Origin of the sequence: Streptomyces sp. NPDC021622, from assembly GCF_040640795.1 — a bacterium.
GTDB lineage: Bacteria > Actinomycetota > Actinomycetes > Streptomycetales > Streptomycetaceae > Streptomyces.
On sequence record NZ_JBFACK010000003.1, the window covers coordinates 110,127 to 135,884 of the forward strand.

A 25,758-nucleotide genomic window follows, 5' to 3' on the forward strand; every position below is an offset into this window, starting at 1 on the left:
ATGTCACGAATTCAGTGATTTTGCGCACGCGGGGGCGGTATTTGGTTTATTGCTCAAATGGCAGACCGGGGCGGCCGAGGGGTCCGCACTCGACCGTCTCGGCGACGCCGAGCCTCCAACCCGGCGCGGCTGCCCCCGTGTTCCGCGTACCAAGGGTCAAATCGGACCATGTGGTATGCCCAGAATTACGGCCTCCGAGCCCGCCAGATCGCCGGCGACGGCGCGATCCTGCTCTGGATCGCGTTCTGGTCCACCGCCGCCGTCATCGTGTACCGGCTGGCCTCCAAGTTCGCCTTCCCAACGGCCGGATCCGCCACCTCGGCGCCCGCCCCCGGCTCCCCCGCCGCCCGGCTGCCCCTGGTCGGCCACCGGGTCGACGACGCGCTGCGGGGCGTCGCGGACGCCGCCGACACCGGCGACCCGGTGATCGTCCGCACGGCGGTGACCGCGGGCGCCGTCGCCGTCTTCCTCGTACCCGTCGGCCTCGTCCTGGGCAGCTGGCTCCCCCGCCGGCTGCGCTGGACCCGGCAGGCGGCGGCCGCCCACGAGCTGGCGGCGAGCGACGACGGCCGCGAACTGCTCGCCCTGCGCTCGCTCCTTCGCCCCCTGGACGAGGTGGCCGCCACCGCCGACGCCATCCCGGACGCGACTCCCGGCAGCCTCGCCGAGGGCTGGCGCAACGCCGACCCGGCGACCCTGGACGCACTCGCGGAGGCGGAGCTCGAGCAGCTCGGGCTGCGTACGGCGTGACAGGAAGCTGACGGGAAACTGACGGGAAAAGGGAGGACCCCGGAACCGTTCGTACGGTCCGGGGCCCTCCCCTTCGTATGACTACTGACTACTGACTACGCCTGCGGCAGCCCGTCCAGCTGGGCCTGCAGCCGGGCGATGTCGGCGTCCGCCTTGGTGAGGCGGCCGCGGATCTTGTCGACCACGTTGTCCGGCGCCTTCGCCAGGAACGCTTCGTTGCCGAGCTTCGCCGTGGCCTGCGCCTTCTCCTTCTCCGCGGCCGCAAGGTCCTTGGCCAGGCGCTTGCGCTCCGCCGCCACGTCGATCGTGCCGGACAGGTCGAGCGCGACCGTGGCGCCCGAGACCGGCAGGGTCGCCGTCGCCGTGAAGGCATCGCCCTCCGGCTGGAGGCGCAGGAGCTGGCGGATGGCCGCCTCGTGCGGGGCGAGCGCCGTGCCGTCCAGGGTGAGGCGGGCCGGGACCTTCTGGCCCGGCTGCAGGCCCTGGTCGGCGCGGAAGCGGCGGACCTCCGTGATGACCTGCTGGAGCGTCTCCATCTCCCGCTCGGCGGCGGCGTCGCGGAAGCCGCTGTCGACCGGCCAGTCGGCGATCACGATCGACTCGCGGCCGGTGAGCGCCGTCCAGAGGGTCTCCGTGACGAACGGGACGACCGGGTGGAGCAGACGCAGGGTGACGTCGAGGACCTCGCCCAGGACACGGCCGGAGACCCTGGCCGCCTCGCCGCCGCCCATGAACGTGGTCTTGGACAGCTCGACGTACCAGTCGAAGACCTCGTCCCACGCGAAGTGGAAAAGGGCGTCCGACAACTTGGCGAACTGGTAGTCGTCGTAGAACGCGTCGACCTCGGCGACCGTCGCGTTCAGCCGCGAGAGCACCCAGCGGTCGGTGGCCGACAGCTGTTCCGCGGGCGGCAGTTCGCCCTCGGTGGTGGCGCCGTTCATCAGCGCGAAGCGCGTGGCGTTCCAGATCTTGTTGGCGAAGTTGCGCGAGCCCTGGACCCAGTCCTCGCCGATCGGCACGTCCGTGCCGGGGTTGGCGCCGCGGGCCAGCGTGAAGCGCAGGGCGTCCGAGCCGTACTTGTCCATCCAGTCCAGCGGGTTGACCGCGTTGCCGAAGGACTTCGACATCTTCTTGCCGAACTGGTCGCGGACCATGCCGTGCAGCACGATCGTGTGGAACGGCGGGGTGCCGTCCATCGCGTACAGGCCGAACATCATCATCCGGGCGACCCAGAAGAAGAGGATGTCGTAGCCGGTGACCAGGACCGAGTTCGGATAGAACTTCTCGAGGCTCTCGGTCTGTTCGGGCCAGCCGAGCGTGGAGAACGGCCACAGGCCGGAGGAGAACCAGGTGTCCAGGACGTCCGAGTCCTGGTACCAGCCCTCGCCGGTCGGCACCTCGTCATCCGGTCCGACACAGACGACTTCGCCATTCGGGCCGTACCAGACCGGAATGCGGTGGCCCCACCACAGCTGGCGCGAGATGCACCAGTCGTGGAGGTTGTCGACCCAGTCGAAGTAGCGCTTCTCCATCTCCTGCGGGTGGATCTTGACCTGGCCGTCGCGGACCGCGTCGCCCGCGGCCTTCGCGAGCGGGCCGACCTTGACCCACCACTGCATCGAAAGACGCGGCTCGATGGTGGTCTTGCAGCGCGAGCAGTGGCCGACCGAGTGGGAGTACGGACGCTTCTCGGCGACGATGCGCCCCTCGGCGCGCAGGGCGCCGACGATGGCGGAGCGAGCCTCCAGTCGATCAAGCCCCTGGAAGGGACCCGGGACCGTGATGACCGCGTGCTCGTCCATGACCGCGATGTTCGGCAGGCCGTGGCGCTGGCCGATCTCGAAGTCGTTCGGGTCGTGCGCCGGCGTCACCTTGACGCAGCCGGTGCCGAACTCGGGGTCGACGTGCTCGTCCGCGACGACCGGGATGGAGCGGTCGGTCAGCGGCAGCTTGATGAGCTTGCCGACGAGGTGCTTGTACCGCTCGTCTTCCGGGTGGACGGCGATGGCGGTGTCACCGAGCATCGTCTCGGCGCGGGTGGTGGCGACGACGACGGTCTCGTCACCGTCCCCGTACTTCAGCGAGACGAGCTCGCCGTCGTCGTCCTGGTACTCGACCTCGATGTCCGAGATGGCCGTCAGACAGCGCGGGCACCAGTTGATGATGCGCTCGGCGCGGTAGATCAGCTCGTCGTCGTACAGCTTCTTGAAGATGGTCTGGACGGCCTGCGAGAGACCCTCGTCCATCGTGAACCGCTCACGGTCCCAGTCCACACCCTCGCCGAGGCGCCGCATCTGCCCCGAGATCTGGCCGCCGGACTCGCCCTTCCACTGCCAGACACGCTCGACGAACGCCTCGCGGCCCAGGTCGTGGCGGGACTTGCCCTCCTTGGCGAGCTCGCGCTCGACCACGTTCTGGGTGGCGATGCCTGCGTGGTCCATGCCCGGCTGCCACAGCGTCTCGAAGCCCTGCATGCGCTTGCGGCGGGTGAGGGCGTCGATGAGCGTGTGCTCGAAGGCGTGGCCCAGGTGCAGGGAGCCCGTGACGTTCGGCGGCGGGATGACGACGGTGTACGGCGGCTTCTCGCTCTTCTCGTCGGCGGCGAAGTAGCCCCGGTCTACCCAGCGCTCGTACAGCGTCCCCTCTACCTCGGCCGGCGCGTACTGGGTCGGCAGTTCGGAGGTGGGCGCTGGATTCTGCTGCTGAGTGTTCTCGGTCACGGGCTCAGTTTAGAGGTGTCACAGGCCCGTCCCGAAACCGGATTCTTCAGTAACGGTTGCGGCCCCGCGCCCCATGGCGCGTCTCCTTCGTACAGGATGTCGGGAACACATAAGCGTTCGGAGGGGAACCCACGCAATGAGCTACAACCAGCCGGGCCCGTACGGCGGGCAGCCGCAGCAGCCCGGACCGTACGGTCAGCAGCCGGGCCAGCCTGGCCCCTACGGCCAGCAGCCCCAGGCACCGCAGCCCGGCTATGGCTACCCCCAGCAGGCGCCGCAGGGTGTTCCTCCGCAGCAGGGCGGCTACAGCCAGCCCCAGCAGCCCGGCCCCTACGGCCAGCAGCAGGCCCCCTACGGGCAGGTTCCGCCTCCGCCGCCGCCCGCCGGTGGCGGCAAGAAGACCGGCCTCATCATCGGCGCGATCGTCGCCCTCGTCGCGATCGGCGGCGGCGTGTGGTGGTTCACGGCCGGCAAGGACGACAGTTCCGGGGGCAATTCGGCTGTGGCGGACGACGGGGCACACAAGCTCGTCACGCCCGAGACGGTGCTCTCCGAGTACAAGAAGCAGGCCTCGACCGACGAGGGCTTCGACGACGAGGACATGGAGAAGGCCGAGAAGGACGGCGTCAAGAACGGGAAGCCCGTGGACGCCCAGTACCAGTCGGGCGACAAGAGCAACCCGCTGGCCCAGAAGATGATCAGGTTCATGGGCGTCTACGGCGAGATCGACAACCCGTCCAAGGTGGTCGACGGCATGTTCGCCAAGATGAAGGAGAACGCCGCGGAGGACGAGTCCGACACGGGTGCACCGGTCGGCAGTCCCAAGAGCTTCGACGCGGACGGCGCGGTCCTCAAGTGCCAGGAGATGAAGGTCGAGGGCGGTGGTGGCTCCGGCCCCAAGGAGCTCCGCATGCCGGTCTGCATCTGGGGCGACAAGAGCACCGTCGGTCTCGTGATCCCGGTCGACATGGCGAGCGCCATGACGGGCAAGAGCCCCTCGCTCGATGACGCCGCCGACACAACGACCAAGTTCCGCAAGGAAGTCCGAGTCAAGGCCTGACGCCGCGAGGCATCGCGCGTCTCGCTCAGCAGCCCCGGTCGCATCGGCCGGGGCTGCTTCCGTCAGGATGTCTGATACGCATAAGCACGGAGGGAACCCCAGACAATGAGTTACAACCAGCCGGGCCCGTACGGTGGCCAGCAGCCCCAGCAGCCCGGACCGTACGGCGGTGGGCAGCCTCAGCAGCCCGGCCCCTACGGTCAGCAGCCCCAGGCCCCCCAGCCCGGCTACGGCTACCCGCAGCAGGCCCCGCAGCAGGGCAACTACAGCCAGCCCCAACAGCCGGGCCCCTACGGCCAGCAGCCGCAGGCCCCCTACGGTCAGGTCCCGCCGCCTCCGCCCCCGCAGGGCGGCGGCAGGAAGGTCGGCCTGATCATCGCCGCGGCCGCCGTGGTCGTCGCTGCCGCCGTCGGCGGCTACTTCGCCTTCGCGGGCGGTGACGACGACAAGGGCAACGGCAAGGGCGGCTCATCGGACGTGGCGGACGGCGGTGGGGTCCAGGACGACGGCCCGCACAAGCTGATAACGCCGGCGACGGTCCTCACCGAGTACAAGAAGAACGACGAGGCCGGCAGCGAAGGCGGCATGACCTCCGGTGACGTCGCGGAAGCCGAGAAGCACGGCGTGAAGAACGCCAAGGACGTCGCGGCCCAGTACCAGTCCGGAGACGAGAGCAACCCGCTGTCGCAGAAGATCCTGCAGTTCAACGGCGTCTACGGCGACATCGCGGACCCCGAGAAGGTCGTCGACGCGATGTTCGGCGAGGCGGACAAGAACGCCAAGGAGGGTGACAGCAGCGGCGAGGGGATGACGCTGGTCGGCACCCCCAAGTCGTACAGCCCCGCCGGGCTCGACGGCGCGGTGATGAAGTGCCAGGAGATGAAGTACAAGCTGGGCGGCGGCTCGGCAGGGACCGGCAGCACCGCAGGCCCGAGCGAGATGTCGATGGCGACCTGCATCTGGGGCGACAACAGCACGCTCGGCATCGTGATCACCACGGACATGGCGAGCGCGATGGCCGGCAAGGCCGCCGACCTCGACGAGGCCGCGGAGAAGACGGCCAAGTTCCGCAAGGAAGTCCGCGTCAAGCTCTGATCGGCACCATCGAATTGCGCGGAGGGGAACCCACGTAATGAGCTACAACCAGCCGGGCCCGTACGGCGGTCAGCAGCCGCAGCAGCCAGGGCCGTACGGCCAGCAGCCGCAGGCCCCGCAGCCCGGCTACGGCTACCCCCAGCAGCCCCAGGCCCCGTACGGGCAGCCGCCCCAGGCTCCGTACGGGCAGCAACCTCAGGCCCCGTACGGGCAATTCCCTCAGGGGCCGCCCGCCGGCGGTGGGGGGAAGAAGACCGGGCTCATCATCGGTGCCGTCGTCGCCATCGCCGCGATAGGCGCCGGCGTGTGGTGGTTCACCATGGGCAAGGACAGCGGGTCCGTCGCCGATGACGGCAAGACGTACAAGCTGACGGCGCCCGCCAGTGTCCTCGGCGGCGAGTACAAGAAGTCCGACTCGTCCGCCGGTGGCGGTGGCGGCGGTATGTCGTCGAGCGACATCGAGGACCTGAAGAAGCAGGGCGTCAGCAACCCCAAGGACGTCTTCGCCGCGTACAACTACGGCGAGGGCGCGACCATGAAGTCCCTCAACTTCTCCGGTGTGTACGGCGAGATCGAAGACCCGGAGAAGGTCGTCGACGCCATGTTCGCCGACATGAAGAAGAAGTCCACCGAGGAGCCCGGGAGCCTGAGCCTCATCGGCAGCCCCGAGGAGTTCACGCCGGACGGCTTCGAGAACGGCATCATGAAGTGTCAGGAAGCCGAGTTCAAGATGGGCGAGGTCGGCCCGGACGACGAGGGCGTGCCCAACAGCTTCAAGACGCCGATCTGCATCTGGGGTGACCACAGCACGGTCGCGTACGCCTCGTACTCCGACGCCGCTGTCACCGCGAGCGGCGGGAACATCGAGCTGAAGAACGTCGCCAGCCTCGTGGCCAACCTGCGGGACGACGTCCGCGTCGAGGTCAAGTAGCCGACGGTACAAGGCTGTTCAACGAGAAGGGGCGTCCGGCGATCGAATCGCCGGACGCCCCTTTCACGTACGCCTGGAAACTACGCGGACTTCTGCTCCCCCGCACCCGGACCCCGCGCGTCGCGCGGCACCAGCGTCGGGTTCACGTTCGAGTGGACGACGTCCGCCGTGATGACGACGCGGGCCACGTCCTTGCGGGACGGGACCTCGTACATCACCGACTGGAGGACCTCCTCCATGATGGCGCGCAGGCCTCGCGCGCCGGTCTGGCGCAGGATCGCCTGGTCGGCGATCGCCTCGAGCGCCTCGCGCTCGAAGTCCAGCTCCACGCCGTCGAGTTCGAAGAGGCGCTGGTACTGCTTCACGAGGGCGTTGCGCGGCTCGACCAGGATCTGGAGGAGCGCTTCGCGGTCCAGGTTGTGGACCGAGGTGATCACGGGGAGGCGGCCGATGAACTCGGGGATCATCCCGAACTTCACCAGGTCCTCCGGCATGATGTCCTCGAACCGGTCCTTCTCCTGAAGCTCCCGCTTGGAGTGGATCGTGGCGCCGAAGCCGATGCCCTTCGCGCCCGCGCGGGATTCAATGATCTTCTCCAGGCCCGCGAAGGCACCGCCCACGATGAACAGGACGTTCGTCGTGTCGATCTGGATGAACTCCTGGTGCGGGTGCTTGCGGCCGCCCTGGGGAGGCACGGAAGCCGTCGTGCCTTCCAGGATCTTCAGGAGGGCCTGCTGGACGCCCTCACCGCTGACATCGCGCGTGATCGACGGGTTCTCGCTCTTGCGAGCCACCTTGTCGATCTCGTCGATGTAGATGATGCCGGTCTCGGCCTTCTTGACGTCGTAGTCAGCGGCCTGGATCAGCTTCAGGAGGATGTTCTCCACGTCCTCGCCGACATAGCCCGCCTCCGTCAGCGCCGTCGCGTCGGCGATGGCGAACGGGACGTTCAGCATGCGCGCGAGCGTCTGCGCGAGGAGGGTCTTGCCGGAGCCGGTCGGACCGAGCAACAGGATGTTGGACTTCGCGAGTTCGATCGCGTCGTCACGTCCCTGCGCCCCGCCGGTCTCGCCGGCCTGGACCCGCTTGTAGTGGTTGTACACCGCTACCGAGAGAGCCTTCTTCGCGGGCTCCTGGCCCACGACGTATCCCTCGAGGAATTCGTAGATCTCGCGAGGCTTGGGGAGTTCCTCCCACCGCACCTCGCTCGTCTCCGCGAGCTCTTCCTCGATGATCTCGTTACAGAGATCGATGCACTCATCGCAGATGTACACACCGGGGCCTGCGATGAGCTTCTTGACCTGCTTCTGACTCTTCCCGCAGAACGAGCACTTGAGCAGATCGCCGCCGTCACCGATGCGTGCCACGAGGTGCTTCCCCTTCGCCTGGGAGACGCCACGTTCAGCGGCTCCTGGTGCCTCATATCCGACGGTACCTTGCCGGGCCCCCCGTTCGGGCCCCCCTTGGCACGGTTCGCTTTGACGTGAACCGATCGCGATCGGTTCGCGAACCATGCCAAGGAGCGGCAGATGCTACAGCTCTGCGTCAGACGACCGAGGCGTTGTTCATCTTCCGGGTGGAGATGATCTGGTCGATCAGGCCGTACGACAGCGCGTCCTCGGCAGTGAGGATCTTGTCGCGCTCGATGTCGTCGCGGATCTTCTCGATCGGCGTCGTGGAGTGCTTGGCCAGCATCTCCTCCAGCTGCGCACGCATCCGGAGGATCTCGTTGGCGGCGATCTCCAGGTCGGAGACCTGACCCCGGCCGGTCTCGCTGTACGGCTGGTGGATCAGGACGCGCGCGTTCGGCAGCGCCATGCGCTTGCCCGGCGTACCGGCCGCGAGGAGCACGGCGGCCGCGGAGGCGGCCTGGCCCATGCAGACCGTCTGCACGTCGGGCTTCACGAACTGCATCGTGTCGTAGATGGCCGTGAGCGCCGTGAAGGAGCCGCCGGGGCTGTTGATGTAGACCGAGATGTCGCGGTCCGGGTCCATCGACTCCAGGCACAGGAGCTGCGCCATGACGTCGTTGGCGGACGCGTCGTCGATCTGCACGCCGAGGAAGATCACGCGCTCCTCGAAGAGCTTCGCGTACGGGTCGTACTCACGCACGCCCTGCGAGGTGCGCTCGACGAAGCGCGGGATGACGTAGCGGGATTCGGCGGTGGGGCCGGTGTACTCGGCCTGAGTGCGCTCGTAGAGGCCGCTGCCGGGGTAGTTCTTCATCTCTGTAGGTCTCCTGAGGAGCGTGGGCTGTGTCGGCTTCGGAAGGCTGAGCGGTGAGGCTCAGGCTCCGGTGCCGCCGCCGCCCGGCATGCTGGCCGCGTTGGGCATGATGTCGTCGATGAGGCCGTACGCCTTGGCCTCTTGCGGGTCGAACCAGCGGTCACGGTCCGAGTCGTGCGTGACCTGCTCGACGGTCTGACCCGTGTGGAACGCGGTGAGCTCGGCCATCTTCTTCTTGGTGAGAAGGAGCCGCTCGGCGTGGATCTTGATGTCCGACGCGGAGCCCGCGAGTCCGGCGGAGGGCTGGTGGATCAGGATCTCGGCGTTCGGCAGCGCGAAGCGCTTGCCGGGCGTGCCGGCGCTGAGCAGGAACTGGCCCATCGAGGCGGCCATGCCCATCGCGATCGTCACCACGTCGTTCTGGATGTACTGCATGGTGTCGTAGATCGCCATGCCGGCCGTGATGGATCCACCAGGGCTGTTGATGTAGAGAAAAATGTCCTTGTCCGGCTCTGCGGCAAGGAGCAGCAGCTGCGCGGTGATCTTGTTGGCGATGTCGTCGTCCACGGCCTGGCCGAGGAAGATGATCCGCTCGCCGAGCAGCCGGTTGTAGACCTGGTCGCCGAGGCCACCACCGATGGAGGGGTCGCCGGCGGCGGAGGGCATCAGATTCGTCACGTATCCACCTGCTCGTCTTACGACGGCGCCGGGCCGTCTCACGTCTTCTTCTGAGGCTAGGGACCCCGCGTGCTCGCCGCTCCGGGGCGGCTTCGGGGACTCCCCTGCCCTCGTATTCATGGACCCTAACGCTCAGCCCCGTCCGGGGAATCCCGCAAAGGTGACTGTTCGCTGTGAGCGCAGGTAGCACCCCGCCGGGGGCGCGCCCCGTCAGGGGCGCGGGGAACTGCGCGCTCAGCCCCCGCAGGGCCGCAGTCGCGTCTGCCGCAGCAGGCTCCATGGCGAGTGCGGCTTGTAGTTGGTTGCTCGCGCAGTTCCCCGCGCCCCTGACGGGGCACGACACGGGCCCCCGGGATGAATCCCGGGGGCCCGTGTCACAAGCGGTTCAGAGCGAGGCTGCTCAGGCCTCGGTCTTCTCCTCGGCGGCGGCGTCGTCGCCGTCGGTCGCCTCGGCGACGACCTCGGCGGCCGTCTCCGTCTCGTCCTCGTCGTCCAGGTCGACGACCTCGCCGTTGGTGTCCTTGACCGTGGCGGCCTCGACGACGACCGCGAGGGCCTTGCCGCGGGCGACCTCGCCGACCAGCATCGGGACCTGGCCGCCCTCGACGACGGCCTGGGCGAACTGGTCGGGGGACATGCCGGAGGACTGCGCGCGACGCATGAGGTGCTCGGTGAGCTCCTCCTGGTTCACGTTCAGCTTCTCCTTGTTGACGAGCTCGTCAAGGACGAACTGCGTCTTGATGCCCTTCTCGGCCTGCTGCTTGGTCTCGGCGTCGAACTCTTCCTCGGTCTTGCCCTGGATCTCCAGGTACTTCGCGAGGTCGAGGCCCATCTGGCCGAGCTGGTGGTTCACCAGGTTGTGCTTGCGGGTCTCGATCTCGTCCGCGAGGAGCTTCTCGGGGACCGGGACCTCGACCAGCTCGAGCAGCTTCTCCAGGACACGCTCCTGGGCCTGCGTCGCCTGGTCGTACTGCTTCATGTTCTCGAGGCGCTTGCGGCTGTCGGCCTTGAGCTCGTCCAGGGTGTCGAACTCCGACGCGAGCTGCGCGAAGTCGTCGTCCAGGGACGGCAGTTCACGGGCGGCGACCTGGGTGACCTTGACGGTGACCTCGGACTCCTTGCCGGCTGCCGAGCCGCCCTTGAGCTCGGAGGTGAAGGTGGCCTCGCCACCGGCCTCCAGGCCCTTCACGGCGTCGTCGATGCCCTCGAGGAGCTCGCCGGAGCCGATCGTGTAGGAGACGCCGGACGCGACGCCGTCCTCCAGGACCTCGCCCTCGACCTTGGCCTCCAGGTCGATCGTCACGACGTCGCCGTCCTCGGCGGCACGCTCGACCGGCGAGGTGGACGCGAAGCGCTCACGGAGCTCCTCGACGGCCTTCTCGACGTCCTCGTCGCTGACCTCGACCGCGTCGACCTCGACCTCGATGCCGGAGTAGTCCGGGATCTCGATCGCGGGACGGATGTCGACCTCAGCGGTGAAGTTGAGGGTCTCGTTGTCCTTCAGCTCGGTGATGTCCACCTCGGGCTGGCCCAGGACGTTGAGCTCGGCCTCGTTGACCGCTTCGGTGTAGAACTTCGGGAGCGCGTCGTTGACGGCCTCCTCGAGAACGGCGCCGCGACCGAACCGCTGGTCGATGACGCGGGCCGGGATCTTGCCCTTGCGGAAGCCCTTCACCGTGACCTGCTGGTTGATCTTCTTGTACGCCGCGTCGAGGCTGTCCTTGAGCTCCTCGAAGGGCACCTCAACAGTGAGCCGAACCCGAGTCGGGTTCAGGGTCTCCACGGCGCTCTTCACGGTTCGGTCTCCTTGGGGCTGACTTCTTGGGATTCTGCCCGGCTCAGAGACACACGGGCACACAGCTTGCATAGTAACGGCAAGCGGGAGCCGACCCACAATGCGATCTTGAGAGGCCCGTCGAGCGGCTGATCAGCGGGGTGGCCTTGATCGACTCGATCGATCGGCCTGGTGGTCGGGGTGGCGGGATTTGAACCCACGGCCTTCCGCTCCCAAAGCGGACGCGCTACCAAGCTGCGCCACACCCCGTCGGTGCGACACGTAGGGTACATGCCCGCAGGCCGTGCGACCCCCGCTTAATCGGGAGTACGTACGGGGTGTGCGGGGAGTGCGTCCGACCCGCTACGATGCTTGCCGTGCCGCGGTCGCTGACCAGCGATTCCCGTGGCGCGATCTGTGCGGGCGTAGCTCAATGGTAGAGCCCTAGTCTTCCAAACTAGCTACGCGGGTTCGATTCCCGTCGCCCGCTCTGTCGACCTCAGGCCCGGCTCCTCGGAACCGGGCCTGAGGCGTTTCCGCGAGGAACGCCGGGCCCGCCGGCTCAGAAGCTGATCGAGTTGATGGTCTCCGCCACTTCATTGAGGAAGCGGTTTATGGAGGGTGCCATTCCGGTTGAGGCGAGGAAGAACCCGAAGAGCACCGCGACGATCGCTGGCCCCGCCTTGATCGATCCCCCGCGGATCAGCACCACAAGGATGATCGCCAACAGCAACACCACTGACAGCGAAATGGCCACACTGATCACACCCTAGGTCGGTCTCTCCCCGGCCCGGGGGGTACGACCCCGCACACCCCCGCCAGAACCATCGTGCCACCAACGCGCCATCCGTATGCGGCCGGTGACACATCGTCGGCCAGCGCCGCACGTGCCGGGCGCGACCCCGGCGGCCGGGGGCGGCCCTGGGGCGTATGAACTGGGCGCCCCCACACGGCAATTCGAGCCCCGCGCACGTCCGCTAATTCGGCTTGATCGTTTCCATCGCCACACAAGTTGTTCGCGGGAAATTCGAATTGTCGCCGGGCCCACACCGCGGGCTTCACAAAGAGCCAATCAATCGGACATTTCACCAGAGTCGCCTGCGGGCGTTATGCGGCGTTTAAGCGGGATGAGTTGTGACGTTCTGGACAGTTGAACGGCCTGCGAGCGGCCCGTAAGGAGGTGAATCACCATGTCGACTTTGGTGATTCCCCGGGTACTCGCACCGTATTAGCCAGGTTCCGTCTGTGATTGAGATGACAGCCGTGTTGAGGGTTTTACGAAAACACTCGGGCGACGCTAGGGTGCCTCAGATGTTCCACGCTGCCACCATCCCCGCAAGCGCAGTGCGGTCCCAGATCGTCTCACCGAGCTCATGGTGGGAGGGCCTGTGACGAACTCCGTTCAACCGCACGGCCGCCACCGGGCGCCGCTCCCCCCGGCCCAAGAGTCGGCGGCCGGAGTGCCTACTCCCCGCGCCCCCCAATTCCCCACGGCCGCGACCCCTTCCCCCGCAGCGGCCGGCAACACCGCCCGACCAGGCAAACCAGGTTCCACGGGCCAACCCGCCAAGCAGCGCGACGCGTTCTTCGACAACGCCAAATATCTGGCGATCGTCCTGGTGGCCATGGCTCATTCCTGGGAGCCGCTGACGGATCACAGCCGCGCCGCCGAGGCGCTGTACATGACCGTCTACACCTTCCACATGCCGGCGTTCATCCTGATCTCCGGCTACTTCTCGCGCAGCTTCGACATGCGGGCCGACCGGCTCAAGCGTCTGGTGACCGGTGTCGCCGTGCCGTACGTCATCTTCGAAGTCGCGTACACCTTCTTCAAGCGCTACGCGGACGACGATCCGACCCAGCCGATCAGCCTCCTCGACCCCTGGTACCTCACGTGGTTCCTGGTCGCGCTCTTCGTCTGGCGTCTGACGACCCCGCTGTGGAAGATCGTGCGCTGGCCGGTGCCGCTCGCCATCGCCATCGCCGTACTCGCCACGATCTCGCCGGACATCGGCGACGATCTCGATCTGCAGCGGGTGCTGCAGTTCATGCCGTTCTTCGTGCTCGGCCTGTTCATGAAGCCCGAGTACTTCCAGCTGGTGCGGCGGCGCGAGGTGCGGCTGCTGTCCATCCCCATCTTCGCGAGCGCGGTCCTCATGGCGTACTGGGCCGCTCCGCGGATGAGTTCGGCGTGGTTCTACCGCCGGGACAGCGCGCAGGAGTTGGGCGCGCCGTGGTGGGCCGGTGTCGTGATGACGCTGGCGCTGTTCGGCTGCTCCGCCGTCCTCACCGCGTGCTTCTTCGCGTGGGTGCCGCGTCGGAAGATGTGGTTCACGGTGCTCGGCGCGGGCACGCTGTACGGCTATCTGCTGCACGGCTTCCTCGCCAAGGGCTCGCGCTTCTGGGGCTGGTTCGAGGACTACGAGTGGATGCACAAGCCGGCCGGTGAGGTCGTCGTGACGCTGGTGGCCGCCGCGGTGGTGACCCTGCTCTGTACGCCTCCGGTGCAGCGGATGTTCCGTTTCGCCATGGAGCCGAAGATGGAGTGGGCGTTCAAGCGGGATGCGGCGGCGTTGGCCCGGGAGCGGGCCAAGGCTTCTTCCGGCGCCGGTTAGCCGCTGGTCATGCGCCCAGCAGGGCGCGCATGTGGGCGTACTTCGCTGTGAGGCGGGTGCGGGTCGGCCCGTCTAGCTTCGCTAGGCGGGCCGGGTTCGCGTTGTGGGCCATGTCGGCCTCCTTCACCAGGCGGGCGCCGGGGGTGGCGAGGATGCGGGTCGCGTAGGCCTCGGGGGTTTCTCCCTTGTGCTTGGTGAGGGCGCGGACGATGTCCTTCGTACGTTGGGTGAGGGGCGCGTCCTGCAGCCACTGGTCGCTGAGCGCGTCGTCTTCCACGGCGTCGTGGAGCCAGGCGGCGGCGATCTGGTCCGGGGTGCCGCCGCGGGCCCGGGTGCCTTCGGCCACCGCCTGCAGGTGCTCGGCGTAGGGCCGGCCCGCCTTGTCCTTCTGGGCGGCGTGGGCCTCTCGGGCTATGGCTTCTACCTCGGGGAGGGTTAGGTGGGGGCGGGGGTTGGGGTTGGCGTTGGGGTTGGGGCTCGGGCTCGGGCTCGGGCTAGCGCTGGGGCTGGGGCTGGGGTTCATGCGGGGATTCTTTCCCCAACCCCGCCCCTTCCCGAAAATTTCCGGCTGCGCCGGCCGCTAGGTGGCCGTAGATCACCGGCTTCGCCGAGTTCGTCCTCAAACGCCGGACGGGCTGAAATGCCTGCTGCCGGGCTGGAAGACCTACCGATGGGGGTGGGCGGGCAACTGCCGGCAATCGGGTGGGCGGGCGGGAAAGATCGCCGCGAAGCGGCGGTACGGCGGCGCGTCGGCGGGATGGGGCCGCTGCGGGGCAATCGGGTGGGTGGGCGGGAGAAATCGCCGCGGAGCGGCGGCGGGATGGGGCCGCTGCGGGGCAATCGGGTGGGTGGGCGGGAGAAATCGCCGCGGAGCGGCGGCGGGGGGCGCTGCCGGGCAAACGGGTGGGTGGGTGGGAAAGGATCAGTCCCGTAGTGCCGCCCTCGCCGGGAGCAGGGTCGAGGCCAGGCCCAGGGTCAGGATCGCCGTCGCGAACCCTGCGTACACCGCCGGTGGGATGTACGGGGACTCGCCCGTCAGGCCGTTGGTCATGGGGATCAGCGTTGCCAGGGCTATCGCCGAGCCGATCACTATGCCCGCACACGCGACCAGGAGTGCCTCCCAGCGGACCATCCGCATCACCTGGCGGCGCGTGGAGCCGATCAGCCGCAGGGTGGCCAGCTCGCGGCGCCGGTCGAGGACCGTCATGGCGAGAGTGTTCACCGCGGCTATCGCCGCGAAGCCGCCGAGTACCGCCGCCATCGTCGTGTTCGCCCAGGCGTTGAGCTCGCGGTCCAGGGACTGGGCGGTGGCGTAGCCGTCGCGGTCGCGGAGCTCGCCGAGGGCGGTCAGGGCCTTCGGGGCCTTGCCCGTGGTCCAGATTTCCGTGTCGAAGGGCGATGTCACGTGGCGCTTCACGTCCGTGGCGGGGAGCGTGACCTGGGAGAGGCCGAGGCCCCTGCCGTACGTCGCCACCACCTTCCGCGAGGCCTCCGTGCCGTCCGGCATACGGAGGTTCAGCCTGTCCCCCGTCTTCACGTGCGCGTTGTCCGCCAGCATCGCGTCGACGGCGACCTCCCCCTTGCCGAGAGTGGACAGGGAGCCGGTTTTCACGTCCAGGTCCTGCACCTTGGTGAGGTCGCGCATCGAGCCCGTCACGCCCTGCGCCGACGCCGACTCCAGCCAGCGGTCGCCGCCGGAGCCCGCCGGGACGAGGACGGACGTCTTGAGCAGGCCCACCGCCGAGGTGACCCCCGGCGCCCGCGCGGCCCGCGACACCGCGTCGGGGGCGAGGCCCGTGCCCGACGCCGTCACGATGTGGTCCGCCGTGATGCCATCGCGCTGCTGGTCATGGGCGACCCGGTCCTCGCTGGTGTGCATGAAGACAAGGGTGGAAGAGAACGCCATCGCGAGGACTATGGGGGTGATCGCCGAGGCCAACCGCCTGGCGTTCGTACGGGAGTTGGCGGCCGCGAGCGACGCGGAGGCGCCCGCGCCGCGCAGCGGGAGGCCGAACAGGGCGGCGCACGCGCGGGCGACCAGCGGGCCGAGCAGGGCCACGGCCAGCATGAACAGCATGACCACGCCGAGCGCCGCGTTCGCCGCGTCCGCGCCGCTCGTCGACGAGGCGACGCCCGCGAGCACGCATCCGCCGACCGCTGCCGCGATCCCCAGCGGCGTACGGATCCAGCCGGGTCGCAGGCGCTCCACGGAGGACTCGCTCAGCGCCTGGCCCGGCTTGATGCGGGAGGGGCGGCGGGCCGCCATGTAGCCGGCGGACAGCGCGGTGAGCAGGACGGCGCCCGCGGCGGAGACGAGCGGGATGAAGGAGATGGACAGGTCGACCGCCTCCGGGATGGCGCCCTTCTCCTGCAGCCGGCCGAACCACCAGCTCGCCAGGGCGATCCCTGGCAGGCAGCCGAGCGCGCCCGCGAGCGGCGCGACCAGGAGGGTCTCCGTGGCGATGGTGCGGCGGATCTGCCGCGGGGTGGTGCCGATCGCCCGCAGCAGCGCGTACTCACGGGCCCGCTGGCCGACGGAGAGCGCCACGGTGCCAGCAGCGGTGAACACGGCGACCATGGTGGCGACGCCGCCGAAGGAGCCGCCGAGTCCGGTCAGGAGTTCCTTGGCGTTGTCGAGCGTGGCGTCCCCGGCGCTGCCGCGGTCGTCGCCCGTGTACACCTTGGCCTTGCCGCCGATGGCGTGCGCCACCTGGGACTTGAGGGCGGCGTCCGTGACGCCCGCCTTCGGCAGTACGGCGATGGCGTCGACGCGGCCGGGGTGCCCTGAGATGCGTACGGCGTCGGAGTCGGCGAACCAGGCCGTGGGGGCGCCCTGTTGAGCGGTCAAGCCGGCCACGCGAAACTCCCGCGGGCCGTCCGCCGTGGTGAGCGTGACGCGGTCCCCCACGGACGCCTTGGCTCCGGAGAGGACCACTTCGCCGCTCCGGGGCGCCTTGCCCGACGTGAGTTTCTCGCCGGTGAACGCGGTGGAGCCCCAGCCGTGCGCCGTGACGTCCGCGCCGCGCGACTGCACCGGGAAGGTCACGTCGGCGACGGCCTTACGCACTCCGGGGGCCGAACCCGCCTTGGCCACAAGGGAGTTGTCGAGCCGCGCACGGTCGGGCACCACCGAGGTCGAGTCGCTGTCGCCCACCTTGAAGTGGGCCATCTGGTCGGCGGCGGCCACCACGGGGGCGCCGGCGTAACGGGCGGGCGGCACCGACGCGCGCAGGCCCGTCTCCAGGAGGATGCCGCACGCGGACACGATCGTCGCGGCCATCATCAGCGCGACGAACGTACCGACGAAGGCGGCGGGCTTGAAACGAACCGCGGCACGCGCGAGCCCGTTCGGCATCAACTGCATGACTGTTCTCCGGAGTTGACGGGCCCCGTAAGGGGCGCGGGGAACTGCGCGACCAGCCACATCCGGCCCGCAGAAAAGACTCAGGCCGCGGCAGCCGCGAACGCTGGGGCCGTCAGGGCCGTCATGCGCCCCGCGATCTCCTGGGCGGAGCCCCGCTCCAGCCGATCCACCATCACGCCCCCGGCGAGAAACAGCACCCGGTCCGCATACGCCGCAGCCGCCGGATCATGCGTGACCATGACGACGGTGGCGCCCATGCCGTCGACCGCCGAGCGGAGCAGGCCGAGGATCTCCGCGGCCGTCGTCGTATCGAGCGCGCCCGTCGGCTCATCGGCGAAAACCACATCCGGAGCGGTGACCAACGCGCGGGCGATCGCGACGCGCTGCTGCTGGCCGCCGGAGAGCTCGCCGGGGCGCCGCTTGTGCTTGTCGCCGCCGAGGCCGACGCGGGCAAGCATGGCGGCGGCCGCGCGGCGGTCGGGGCGGCGTCCTGCCAGGCGCATGGGCAGCACCACGTTCTGCTCGACGGTCAGCGAGGGCAGCAGGTTGAAGGCCTGGAAGACGAAGCCGAGGCGGGCCCGGCGCAGCTCGGTGAGCTTGTTCTCGCTCATGCCGGTGATCTCCGTGCCGCCCAGGCGGACCGTGCCCGCGCTCGGCCTGTCGAGCCCGGCGGCGCACTGCAGGAAGGTCGACTTGCCGGATCCGGAGGGGCCCATGACCGCGGTGAAGCTGCCGCGTTCGAGGGCGAGGTCGATGCCGCCGAGGGCGTGCACGGCAGAGGAGCCGCGGCCGTACCGGCGGCGCACGCCGCGCAGTTCGACGGCCCAGTCGGTGCCGGGCGCCGTGACCGGCATCGGCGGCACCTCGGGAATGCCCTCGCCGGTTCGCTTCTTGCGCCGCAGCCCCATGATTCCGTCCGCCTTCCGTCCGTACGTCCTGATCGCCTGGTCGATACCTCGAACGTACGGATTCGGGGGTGCTGTGGACCATGAGGGCGCCCGGCGGATCGGGGGTGGGGGTAACCCCAGGAAGGGTCGGATGTACGCCCTACACAGTTGCCACCTAAATCGTTTGGTAAGCTAACTATTGACGCGTTCTTGACGCTCTCTTTGCCATTGGTGCGCCGACTCGCACGGCTCGGGGGCGTCGCCGACTACCAGGAGGAACGGGCCCATCGGACACGCAGACACCCTGATAGCCATGGGCGGCGCCTTTCTCGCCGCCGCCGTGCTCGCCCGCGTGGGCGGCCGCATCGGACTCCCCACCATCCCCCTCTTCATCCTGGCCGGGATCCTCCTCGGCCCGCACACCCCCGGCGTGGTCCTGGTCTCCGACCCCCACGACCTGGAGATGCTCTCGGCGCTCGGCCTGGTCCTGCTGCTCTTCTATCTGGGCCTCGAGTTCCACATGGACGACCTCAAGACCGGCGGCCGCAAGATGGCCATCGCCGGCGGGACGTATCTCGCGCTGAACGTCGGCGCGGGCCTGGGCTTCGGATTCGCGCTCGGCTGGGGCACATCCGAAGCGCTGGTCCTCGCCGGAGTACTCGGCATCTCCTCGTCGGCGATCGTCACCAAGGTGCTCGTCGACACCGGGCGGCTCGGGAACCCCGAGACCAAGCCGATCCTCGGCATCATCGTCGTCGAGGACATCTTCCTCGCCCTCTATCTGGCCGCCCTGCAGCCCATCCTGTCCGGCGCCGACAGCCTCTCGGCGGCCGTCATGGACGGCGGCAAGGCCTTCGGCTTCCTGCTGCTCCTCGCGCTCGCGGCCCGCTTCGGCACGAAGGCCGTCGGGCGGCTCATGGACACCAAGGACGACGAGCTGCTCGTCATCTCCTTCCTCGGGGCGGCCGTCTTCGTCGCCGGGGTCTCCGAGTGGTTCGGGGTCGCGGACGCGATCGGCGCGTTCATGGTGGGCCTGATGCTGGGCAGCACCGCGTCGGGCGAGCGCATCCGCAAGCTGGTGCATCCGCTGCGGGACGCGTTCGGGGCGATCTTCTTCTTCGCGTTCGGGCTCTCCATCGATCCGGGCGACCTGCCCGTGGTGGTCTGGCCGGTGCTCGCCGCCGTGGCCCTGACGCTCCTCATGAACGTCCTCGCGGGTCTCGGTGCGGCGCGTGTGTACGGCTTCGGGGCGGGCCCCGCGGCGAACATCTCCACCACGCTCCTCGCCCGCGGCGAGTTCGCCCTGATCCTCGCGACGATGGCCGCCACCGCGGGCCTCGACGAACGCCTCTCCCCCTTCATCGCGGGGTACGTGCTCGTCCTTGCGGTGCTCGGACCGCTGGCAGCGGGCCGGTCGACGTGGCTGGCCAGGATTCTGCCGGGCAACGGCGAACGGCAGGACGCGCCCGAACTGTCAGGCGCCCGCTGACGCCTCGCGGCAGATCAGAAGCAGCGCACGGTCGTCGTTGACGTCCTTGGCGACGGCCTCGATCAGATGCCAGGCGGCGCCGTGGAAGCCACCCGCGACATAGCGGTCGGCTTCCCCGGTGAGGCGGTCGATGCCCTCGCTGATGTCCCGGTCGGACGCCTCGACGATGCCGTCGGTGAACAGCATCAGGACGTCACCGGGGCGCAGGGAGCCCTTCACCGGGTCGAACTGCGCCCCGTCGTAGACCCCGAGGAGCGGGCCGTCGGCGACCTTCTCCTCCCAGCGGCCGTTGCCCGCGCTGAGCTGCAGGCCAGGCGGGTGGCCCGCCGAGAAGAGTTCGTAGTCGCCCGTCTCCAGGTCGAGGACCAGGTGGATCGAGGTCGCGAAGCCCTCGTCCCAGTCCTGGCGCAGGAGATAGCCGTTGGCGGCCGGCAGGAACGCGTGCGGCGGCAGCGAGCCGAGCAGCCCGCCGAAGGCGCCCGACAGGAGCAGGGCGCGCGAGCCCGCGTCCATGCCCTTGCCCGACACGTCGGTGAGGACGGCCTCCAGGGTGCGCCCGCCGTTCGTACGCGCCGCGACGACGAAGTCGCCGGAGAAGGACTGGCCGCCGGCAGGACGCAGCGCCATCTCGCGGTGCCAGCCGCGCGGCAGCTTCGGCAGCTTGCTCTGTACGCGGATACGTTCGCGCAGGTCGAAGAGCATCGTTCCACCGCCGCGCCAGGGCACCCCGACGCGGGTGCGGAACTGCGCGATGAGCAGCCCGAAGAAACCGCAGGCCGCGACGACAAGGACCACACCGGGGGTGACCCGTGACGGCCCTTCCGCGTACGGGCCGAGCTGGACGGACTCCACGATCAGGGCGGCCGCCGACGCCGCGTACAGGCCGAGCAGGCTGGAAGGGCGCAGGAGCAGGCCGCCGGCCACGATGGGCAGGACCAGGGCGGCGGGCGAGCACCAGACGTTGTTGATGATCGTGAAGACGGTGATCACCGGGATGGTGAGCAGCAGTCCCGCCAGGGCGATCCAGTCCGAGCCGTCGCCTCTGAAGTAGTCGACACCGGATTTGCGCAGCCCTATCCGAGCCCGGTGGATCCGCTTCTTCATCCGGGCTGTAAACGTCTCTGCTTCCGCTCGCCTGCCTGCCATTGCTCCCGGACCTTATCTACCGGGCCAGACACTTCGCACGGGAGGTGCCCGTTGTCCCCCGTCAGGGGCACGCCGTCAGTGCGCGTAAATCCTGTCGCTTCGCCCGCTTCCCCCTGGTAGGCATGGCATATGACGACGGAATTGCGGGAGTTGCGGCCTGAGGACTGGGACAAGTACTACGGAACGCTGGAGCTCGCCTTCGGCGGAGTCGCCGAGGCACCCGAGGAGCACGAGCTCTGGAACGCGCTGACCGAGTTCGACCGCTTCTTCGGGACGTGGGACGGCGACAGCTGCGTCGGCACGACGGGAGCGTTCAGTTTCCGCCTGTCCGTGCCGGGCGGCGCCCTGGTGGACGCGGCGGGCGTGACGATGGTGAGCGTCGCTGCGACGCACCGCAGGCGCGGCATCCTGACGTCGATGATGCGCCGCCAGCTGGACGACGTACGCGCGAAGGGTGAGTGCCTGGCGGTGCTCACGGCCTCCGAGCCCGTCATCTACGGCCGGTTCGGGTACGGCGCCGCGACGCAGCAGCTGAAGGCCGAGATCGACACGACGCGGGTCCGGCTCTCGGTGCCGCCCGGCACCGATGACGTACGGCTTCGGTACGCCGAGCCCGCCGACGTCCACGCGGCGTGCGAGGAGCTCTACGCGCGCCGGGTGGGCGAGCGTCCGGGCATGCTGGCCCGGCAGCCCGGCTGGGAGCGGCTCGGTCTGCTCGACCCGGAGAGCGAGCGGCACGGCGCGTCACCGCTGCAGTGCGTGCTCGCCGAGCGGGACGGGGAGCTTGTCGGGTACGCGCGCTTCCGGATCAAGCCCGAAGGCGGCTTCTCCGGCATGGACAGCACAGTGAAGCTGAGCGATCTCGAAGCCCTCGATCCGGCGGCGTACGCGGCGCTGTGGCGGTTCCTCTTCGACATCGACCTGACGTCGAAGGTCACGGCGTACAACCGCCCGACGGACGACGCGGCGCTGCAGCTCGTATCAGACGTGCGGCGCTGCGACATCCGGGTGCGGGACTCCCTGTACGTACGCCTGGTGGAGGTGGGCGCGGCGCTGGAGTCGCGCACCTACCGGGCCCCCGTGAACCTGGTGTTCGACGTCGAGGACGCCTTCTGCCCCTGGAACCAAGGGCGTTGGCGGCTCACCGGCGATGTGAAGGGCGCGACCTGCGAGCGCACCGACGACGACGCCGATCTCGCCCTGTCCGTACGGGAGTTGGGCGCGGCCTATCTCGGCGGTCACTCCCTGATGTCGCTCGCGGCGGCCGGCCGAGTGCGGGAGCTGCGGCCCGGCGCGCTCGCGGAAGCGGCACTGGCCTTCGGGTCGGATGTCGCGCCGTGGCTGCCGCACGGGTTCTAGCCGGGGGCTTCAGAGGGTCTGGGGCATCGGGGTGGTCTTCGGCGTGCGGGTCGCCAGGTAGAGGGCGACCAGCCAGCCGATGATCGAGGCGCCGAGGGCGATGTTGATGACGAGGACCACCCAACGGAGCTCGGCGTCCCGGTTGAAGGCGATGAGGGACGGCAGCAGGTAGACGGCGACGAACAGCACGCCGACCGCGATGGCGATCGGCCCGTCCACCCAGCTGACTTCGAACGTGAACATGGGACCCCCGTTGAACTGGTGTTTCGGTTGAACTGGTGTTTCGGTCGAGTGATGATCTTATGCGAGCCGCCCGTGGGGGTTCAGGACGCCGTCCGCTGGCACTTCGGGCACCAGAACAGATTGCGGGCGGCGAGATCGGCGGTGCGGATCTCGCCGCCACAGATGTGGCAGGGCATGGTGGCCCTGCGGTACACGTACACCTCGCCGCCGTGGTCGTCGACGCGCGGCGGGCGGCCCATCGCCTCCGGCGTGTGCTCGGGCCTGACGGTGTCGATGCGGTTGAGGCGTACGCCCTCGCGCATCAGGTCCACCAGGTCCTGCCAGATCGCCTGCCACTGGGCGGCGGTGATGTCCTTGCCCGGTGTGTACGGGTCGATGCCGTGGCGGAAGAGGACCTCGGCGCGGTAGACGTTGCCGACGCCCGCGATGACCTTCTGGTCCATGAGGAGGGCGGCGATGGTCGTGCGGCTGCGCGAGACGCGGCGGTACGCCCGCTCGGGGTCGTCGGCTTCCCGGAGCGGGTCCGGGCCGAGGCGGTCGTGTATCGCCGCCTTCTCCTCGTCCGTGATGAGGGCGCAGGTGGTCGGACCCCGGAGATCCATGTACGCGTCCTCGGTGGCCAGGCGGAGGCGGACGGTGTCCGTGGGCGGGTTCGCGCGTGCCGTCCCGCCGAAGTTGACCTTGCCGAAGAGGCCGAGGTGGATGTGGACCCAGCCGGTCTCGGCGAAGCCGAGGAAGAGGTGCTTGCCGTGGGCCTCGGCGGTGTCCATCTCCTGCCCGTCGAGCAGGGCGGCGCTGTCGGAGAACTTGCCCTGGGGGCTGGCGACGCGGAGAGGGCCGCGCCCTTCGAAGCGGGCGCGGTGATCCTCCGCGAGCCGGTGGATGGTGTGCCCCTCCGGCACGGGTCCCTCCGGGGGTGGGTGCGGGTGAAATCGCCTTAAGGGCTCGTCCTCAAACGCCGGACGGGCTGAAAGAACTGCGGCCGGGCAGCTCCGGGGCAATCGGGAAGGGGGTCCCCCTGCTCATTAAGAGCTTGGGGGAGGGCGGGAAAAGATCCGCCGCGGAGCGGCGGTCTTGACTGCTAGCCCTGCGGGTGGTGCGCCGGGATGGCGGGCAGCTCGCCCGTCGTCTCGTAAGTCGAGAGCATCTCGATGCGGCGGGTGTGGCGGGCCTCGTCCGAATACGGGGTTGCCAGGAAGATCTCGACGAACTTCGTCGCCTCCTCCTGCGTGTGCATCCGGCCGCCGATCGAGATCACGTTGGCGTTGTTGTGCTCACGACCCAGCGCAGCGGTCTGCTCACTCCAGGCGAGGGCCGCACGGACGCCCTTGACCTTGTTCGCCGCGATCTGCTCCCCGTTGCCGGAGCCGCCGATCACGATGCCGAGGGACTCCGGGTCCGCCGCCGTCTTCTCCGCGGCACGGAGGCAGAAGGGGGGGTAGTCGTCCTGGGCGTCATAGATGTGGGGCCCGCAGTCGACGGGCTCGTGGCCGTGGCTCTTGAGCCATTCGACCAGGTGGTTCTTGAGTTCGTAGCCGGCATGATCCGAGCCGAGGTACACGCGCATGGGTCCGAGTGTGGCACGTCGCGGGGCGGGGGGCCGCGACCGGGCCGGGACCTTGGTCACCAAGGTCTGGGCCATTGGGCCGGAATATCACGATCCGGAGTCAGGACTTCCGTCACAGGCACCCCTGCGTTTGAATGCGTGGGCTCGTGACCCGAGAACTTAAGGATTCGTCCATGACCTCGCAACCCTCCCTTGCGAAGGCAGACCGCAACCCCAACGAACCTGGGGATCCGCAGTCTGGTGACACCGGTGACGGCCTCAAGGCCGGGCTGAAAAATCGCCATCTGTCCATGATCGCCATCGGTGGTGTCATCGGCGCCGGCCTCTTCGTCGGCTCCAGCTCCGGCATCGCCGCCGCAGGGCCCGCCATCCTCGTCTCGTACGCCCTCGTCGGCACGATGGTCGTTCTCGTGATGCGGATGCTCGGAGAGATGGCCGCCGCACGGCCGACCTCCGGCTCCTTCTCCACCTACGCGGACCAGGCGCTCGGCCGCTGGGCCGGCTTCTCCATCGGCTGGCTGTACTGGTTCTTCTGGGTCGTCGTGCTCGCGGTGGAGGCCACCGCCGGTGCCGTCATCCTCAACGGCTGGATACCCGCCGTACCGCAGTGGGGCTGGGCGCTCATCGTGATGGTGGTGCTCACCCTGACGAACCTCGTCTCGGTCGGCTCCTACGGTGAGTTCGAGTTCTGGTTCGCCGGGATCAAGGTCGTCGCCATCGGCGGCTTCGTGGTCATCGGCCTGCTCGCCGTCTTCGGCGTGCTGCCCGGCTCCGACAACCCCGGCGCCGGATTCGCGCACCTCACCGACGCGGGCGGGTTCATGCCCAACGGCGCGGGCGCCATCCTCACGGGTGTGCTCATGGTCGTCTTCTCGTTCATGGGCTCCGAGATCGTCACGCTGGCCGCCGGTGAGTCCGAGGACCCGCAGCGCGCCGTCACCAAGGCCACGAACAGCGTCATCTGGCGTATCGGCGTCTTCTACCTGGGCTCGATCTTCGTCGTCGTCACGCTGCTTCCGTGGGACGACAAGTCGATCGTCGAGCACGGTTCGTACGTCGCCGCGCTCAACTCGATCGGCATCCCGCACGCCGGTCAGGTCATGAACGTCATCGTCCTTACGGCCGTTCTCTCCTGCCTCAACTCCGGGCTCTACACCGCTTCCCGCATGGCCTTCTCGCTCGGCCAGCGCGGTGACGCGCCGAAGTCCTTCGCGCGCACCAACTCCCGCGGTGTGCCGCAGGCCGCGATCCTCGGCTCGGTCGTCTTCGGCTTCGTCGCCGTCTGGTTCAACTACCAGTGGAAGGACACCGTCTTCGACTTCCTGCTGAACTCGTCGGGCGCGGTGGCCCTCTTCGTCTGGCTGATGATCTGCTTCACGCAGCTGCGGATGCGCGGCATCATCCTGCGCGAGCAGCCCGAGAAGCTCGTCGTGAAGATGTGGCTCTTCCCGTATCTGACGTGGGTCACCATCGCGATGATCTCGTTCGTCCTCGTCTACATGCTGACCGACGAGGCGGGCCGCAAGCAGGTGCTGCTCTCGCTGCTCGCCGCGGCGTTCGTGGTGGTCTTCTCGGTCGTACGGGAGAAGGTGCGGCCCCGCGTCGACACCGACGCCGTGACCGACGGCGACGCCGTGACCGACAGCGACACGGTCGACGTCGACGCCTAACCGGAGCCGGAGCCGCCGGACGGTGGCGTGGTCGACGTACCCGCCACCGTCGGTGGCCGTGAGCCCGGTCCGGGCGGTGGATCGCCGCCGCCCGGATCGCGCGCGGTGAAGAACATGACGGCCGCCACGGCGGCCGTGACCAGCAGGACCAGGGCGGTCAGGACGCGCGGATGCCAGTCGGTGC

Annotated in this window: 21 protein-coding genes and 2 tRNA genes; 9 read left to right on the plus strand and 14 right to left on the minus strand. The window is 68.9% G+C overall.

The window, feature by feature from the left end; genetic code table 11:
- Positions 1-168 precede the first annotated feature (168 nt).
- On the plus strand, positions 169-750 hold the full coding sequence (locus AB0G47_RS07960; protein ID WP_360765370.1) for a hypothetical protein: 582 nt from the start codon (positions 169-171) through the stop codon (positions 748-750).
- A gap of 95 nt (positions 751-845) precedes the next feature.
- Here AB0G47_RS07960 and AB0G47_RS07965 read toward each other — a convergent pair whose 3' ends face one another.
- Complete coding sequence (locus tag AB0G47_RS07965) at positions 846-3,470, minus strand: valine--tRNA ligase (RefSeq protein ID WP_360765372.1); 2,625 nt, start codon at positions 3,468-3,470, stop codon at positions 846-848.
- Positions 3,471-3,606: 136 nt separating this feature from the next.
- Here AB0G47_RS07965 and AB0G47_RS07970 point away from each other — a divergent pair, with 136 nt between their 5' ends.
- From AB0G47_RS07970 to AB0G47_RS07980, 3 genes are all read left to right on the plus strand, one after another.
- On the plus strand, positions 3,607-4,530 hold the full coding sequence (locus tag AB0G47_RS07970) for a hypothetical protein (protein WP_360765375.1): 924 nt from the start codon (positions 3,607-3,609) through the stop codon (positions 4,528-4,530).
- A 105-nt stretch (positions 4,531-4,635) separates the two neighbouring features.
- Entirely contained in the window at positions 4,636-5,625 is a 990-nt protein-coding gene (locus AB0G47_RS07975; protein WP_360765378.1) for a hypothetical protein, read from the plus strand.
- A gap of 37 nt (positions 5,626-5,662) precedes the next feature.
- On the plus strand, positions 5,663-6,556 hold the full coding sequence (locus AB0G47_RS07980; RefSeq protein ID WP_360765381.1) for a hypothetical protein: 894 nt from the start codon (positions 5,663-5,665) through the stop codon (positions 6,554-6,556).
- 80 nt (positions 6,557-6,636) lie between these two features.
- Here AB0G47_RS07980 and clpX read toward each other — a convergent pair whose 3' ends face one another.
- From clpX to AB0G47_RS08005, 5 genes are all read right to left on the minus strand, one after another.
- Positions 6,637-7,923, minus strand: a complete 1,287-nt coding sequence (gene clpX / locus AB0G47_RS07985) for an ATP-dependent Clp protease ATP-binding subunit ClpX (protein WP_160505024.1) — start codon at positions 7,921-7,923, stop codon at positions 6,637-6,639.
- Between the two features lie 178 nt (positions 7,924-8,101).
- Positions 8,102-8,782, minus strand: coding sequence for an ATP-dependent Clp protease proteolytic subunit (locus tag AB0G47_RS07990; RefSeq protein ID WP_360765385.1), 681 nt, complete (start codon positions 8,780-8,782; stop codon positions 8,102-8,104).
- 60 nt (positions 8,783-8,842) lie between these two features.
- Positions 8,843-9,448 (minus strand): ATP-dependent Clp protease proteolytic subunit, encoded by a 606-nt coding sequence (locus AB0G47_RS07995; protein WP_266869803.1) that lies wholly within the window; start codon positions 9,446-9,448, stop codon positions 8,843-8,845.
- A gap of 412 nt (positions 9,449-9,860) precedes the next feature.
- The gene (gene tig / locus AB0G47_RS08000) at positions 9,861-11,255 is read right to left on the minus strand and encodes a trigger factor (RefSeq protein WP_360765388.1); all 1,395 of its coding nucleotides are present in this window, start codon (positions 11,253-11,255) and stop codon (positions 9,861-9,863) included.
- A 172-nt stretch (positions 11,256-11,427) separates the two neighbouring features.
- A tRNA-Pro gene (locus tag AB0G47_RS08005) sits at positions 11,428-11,504 on the minus strand.
- A gap of 149 nt (positions 11,505-11,653) precedes the next feature.
- Between AB0G47_RS08005 and AB0G47_RS08010 the strand changes: the two genes are divergently transcribed.
- A tRNA-Gly gene (locus tag AB0G47_RS08010) sits at positions 11,654-11,724 on the plus strand.
- A gap of 72 nt (positions 11,725-11,796) precedes the next feature.
- On the opposite strand, the gene AB0G47_RS08015 is transcribed toward AB0G47_RS08010, so the two are convergent.
- A complete protein-coding gene (locus AB0G47_RS08015) occupies positions 11,797-11,991 on the minus strand; it encodes a hypothetical protein (RefSeq protein WP_135335839.1) in 195 nt (64 codons plus the stop codon).
- A gap of 631 nt (positions 11,992-12,622) precedes the next feature.
- Here AB0G47_RS08015 and AB0G47_RS08020 point away from each other — a divergent pair.
- Positions 12,623-13,849, plus strand: coding sequence for an acyltransferase family protein (locus AB0G47_RS08020; protein ID WP_360765391.1), 1,227 nt, complete (start codon positions 12,623-12,625; stop codon positions 13,847-13,849).
- Between the two features lie 7 nt (positions 13,850-13,856).
- On the opposite strand, the gene AB0G47_RS08025 is transcribed toward AB0G47_RS08020, so the two are convergent.
- The 3 genes from AB0G47_RS08025 to AB0G47_RS08035 form a co-directional block, all read right to left on the minus strand.
- Positions 13,857-14,372 carry an HD domain-containing protein gene (locus tag AB0G47_RS08025; RefSeq protein ID WP_360765394.1) on the minus strand — a complete coding sequence of 172 codons (516 nt, stop codon included), beginning with the start codon at positions 14,370-14,372 and terminating at the stop codon, positions 13,857-13,859.
- Positions 14,373-14,771: 399 nt separating this feature from the next.
- Positions 14,772-17,213 (minus strand): FtsX-like permease family protein, encoded by a 2,442-nt coding sequence (locus AB0G47_RS08030; protein WP_360765397.1) that lies wholly within the window; start codon positions 17,211-17,213, stop codon positions 14,772-14,774.
- A gap of 80 nt (positions 17,214-17,293) precedes the next feature.
- Entirely contained in the window at positions 17,294-18,067 is a 774-nt protein-coding gene (locus tag AB0G47_RS08035) for an ABC transporter ATP-binding protein (RefSeq protein ID WP_360766525.1), read from the minus strand.
- Between the two features lie 346 nt (positions 18,068-18,413).
- Between AB0G47_RS08035 and AB0G47_RS08040 the strand changes: the two genes are divergently transcribed.
- Positions 18,414-19,589, plus strand: a complete 1,176-nt coding sequence (locus tag AB0G47_RS08040; RefSeq protein WP_360765400.1) for a cation:proton antiporter — start codon at positions 18,414-18,416, stop codon at positions 19,587-19,589.
- Here the strand turns inward: AB0G47_RS08040 and AB0G47_RS08045 are convergent.
- Positions 19,575-20,735: a PP2C family protein-serine/threonine phosphatase gene (locus tag AB0G47_RS08045; protein ID WP_360765403.1), complete on the minus strand. Its 1,161-nt coding sequence runs from the start codon at positions 20,733-20,735 to the stop codon at positions 19,575-19,577. The two genes, AB0G47_RS08040 and AB0G47_RS08045, sit on opposite strands and share 15 nt — an antisense overlap.
- A gap of 129 nt (positions 20,736-20,864) precedes the next feature.
- Here AB0G47_RS08045 and AB0G47_RS08050 point away from each other — a divergent pair, with 129 nt between their 5' ends.
- Positions 20,865-22,094 (plus strand): GNAT family N-acetyltransferase, encoded by a 1,230-nt coding sequence (locus AB0G47_RS08050; RefSeq protein WP_360765406.1) that lies wholly within the window; start codon positions 20,865-20,867, stop codon positions 22,092-22,094.
- A 9-nt stretch (positions 22,095-22,103) separates the two neighbouring features.
- Here AB0G47_RS08050 and AB0G47_RS08055 read toward each other — a convergent pair whose 3' ends face one another.
- The 3 genes from AB0G47_RS08055 to AB0G47_RS08065 all read right to left on the minus strand — a co-directional run bounded on the left by AB0G47_RS08055 (position 22,104) and on the right by AB0G47_RS08065 (position 23,904).
- Positions 22,104-22,337: a superinfection immunity protein gene (locus tag AB0G47_RS08055; protein WP_360765409.1), complete on the minus strand. Its 234-nt coding sequence runs from the start codon at positions 22,335-22,337 to the stop codon at positions 22,104-22,106.
- Positions 22,338-22,417: 80 nt separating this feature from the next.
- On the minus strand, positions 22,418-23,239 hold the full coding sequence (locus AB0G47_RS08060) for a DNA-formamidopyrimidine glycosylase family protein (protein ID WP_360765412.1): 822 nt from the start codon (positions 23,237-23,239) through the stop codon (positions 22,418-22,420).
- Positions 23,240-23,418: 179 nt separating this feature from the next.
- Positions 23,419-23,904: a ribose-5-phosphate isomerase gene (locus AB0G47_RS08065; RefSeq protein WP_360765415.1), complete on the minus strand. Its 486-nt coding sequence runs from the start codon at positions 23,902-23,904 to the stop codon at positions 23,419-23,421.
- A 173-nt stretch (positions 23,905-24,077) separates the two neighbouring features.
- On the opposite strand from AB0G47_RS08065, the gene AB0G47_RS08070 reads away from it, so the two are divergent.
- On the plus strand, positions 24,078-25,574 hold the full coding sequence (locus tag AB0G47_RS08070; RefSeq protein WP_360765418.1) for an amino acid permease: 1,497 nt from the start codon (positions 24,078-24,080) through the stop codon (positions 25,572-25,574).
- Positions 25,575-25,758 lie beyond the last annotated feature (184 nt).

Coding starts and splice junctions, on each gene's coding strand:
- AB0G47_RS07960 (WP_360765370.1), top strand. CDS start 169: ATGTGGTATGCCCAGAATTACGGCCTCCGAGCCCGCCAGATCGCCGGC.
- AB0G47_RS07970 (WP_360765375.1), top strand. CDS start 3,607: ATGAGCTACAACCAGCCGGGCCCGTACGGCGGGCAGCCGCAGCAGCCC.
- AB0G47_RS07975 (WP_360765378.1), top strand. CDS start 4,636: ATGAGTTACAACCAGCCGGGCCCGTACGGTGGCCAGCAGCCCCAGCAG.
- AB0G47_RS07980 (WP_360765381.1), top strand. CDS start 5,663: ATGAGCTACAACCAGCCGGGCCCGTACGGCGGTCAGCAGCCGCAGCAG.
- AB0G47_RS07990 (WP_360765385.1), bottom strand. CDS start 8,782: ATGAAGAACTACCCCGGCAGCGGCCTCTACGAGCGCACTCAGGCCGAG.
- AB0G47_RS07995 (WP_266869803.1), bottom strand. CDS start 9,448: ATGCCCTCCGCCGCCGGCGACCCCTCCATCGGTGGTGGCCTCGGCGAC.
- AB0G47_RS08025 (WP_360765394.1), bottom strand. CDS start 14,372: ATGAACCCCAGCCCCAGCCCCAGCGCTAGCCCGAGCCCGAGCCCGAGC.
- AB0G47_RS08030 (WP_360765397.1), bottom strand. CDS start 17,213: ATGCAGTTGATGCCGAACGGGCTCGCGCGTGCCGCGGTTCGTTTCAAG.
- AB0G47_RS08035 (WP_360766525.1), bottom strand. CDS start 18,067: ATGCCGGTCACGGCGCCCGGCACCGACTGGGCCGTCGAACTGCGCGGC.
- AB0G47_RS08040 (WP_360765400.1), top strand. CDS start 18,414: ATGGGCGGCGCCTTTCTCGCCGCCGCCGTGCTCGCCCGCGTGGGCGGC.
- AB0G47_RS08045 (WP_360765403.1), bottom strand. CDS start 20,735: ATGGCAGGCAGGCGAGCGGAAGCAGAGACGTTTACAGCCCGGATGAAG.
- AB0G47_RS08050 (WP_360765406.1), top strand. CDS start 20,865: ATGACGACGGAATTGCGGGAGTTGCGGCCTGAGGACTGGGACAAGTAC.
- AB0G47_RS08055 (WP_360765409.1), bottom strand. CDS start 22,337: ATGTTCACGTTCGAAGTCAGCTGGGTGGACGGGCCGATCGCCATCGCG.
- AB0G47_RS08065 (WP_360765415.1), bottom strand. CDS start 23,904: ATGCGCGTGTACCTCGGCTCGGATCATGCCGGCTACGAACTCAAGAAC.
- AB0G47_RS08070 (WP_360765418.1), top strand. CDS start 24,078: ATGACCTCGCAACCCTCCCTTGCGAAGGCAGACCGCAACCCCAACGAA.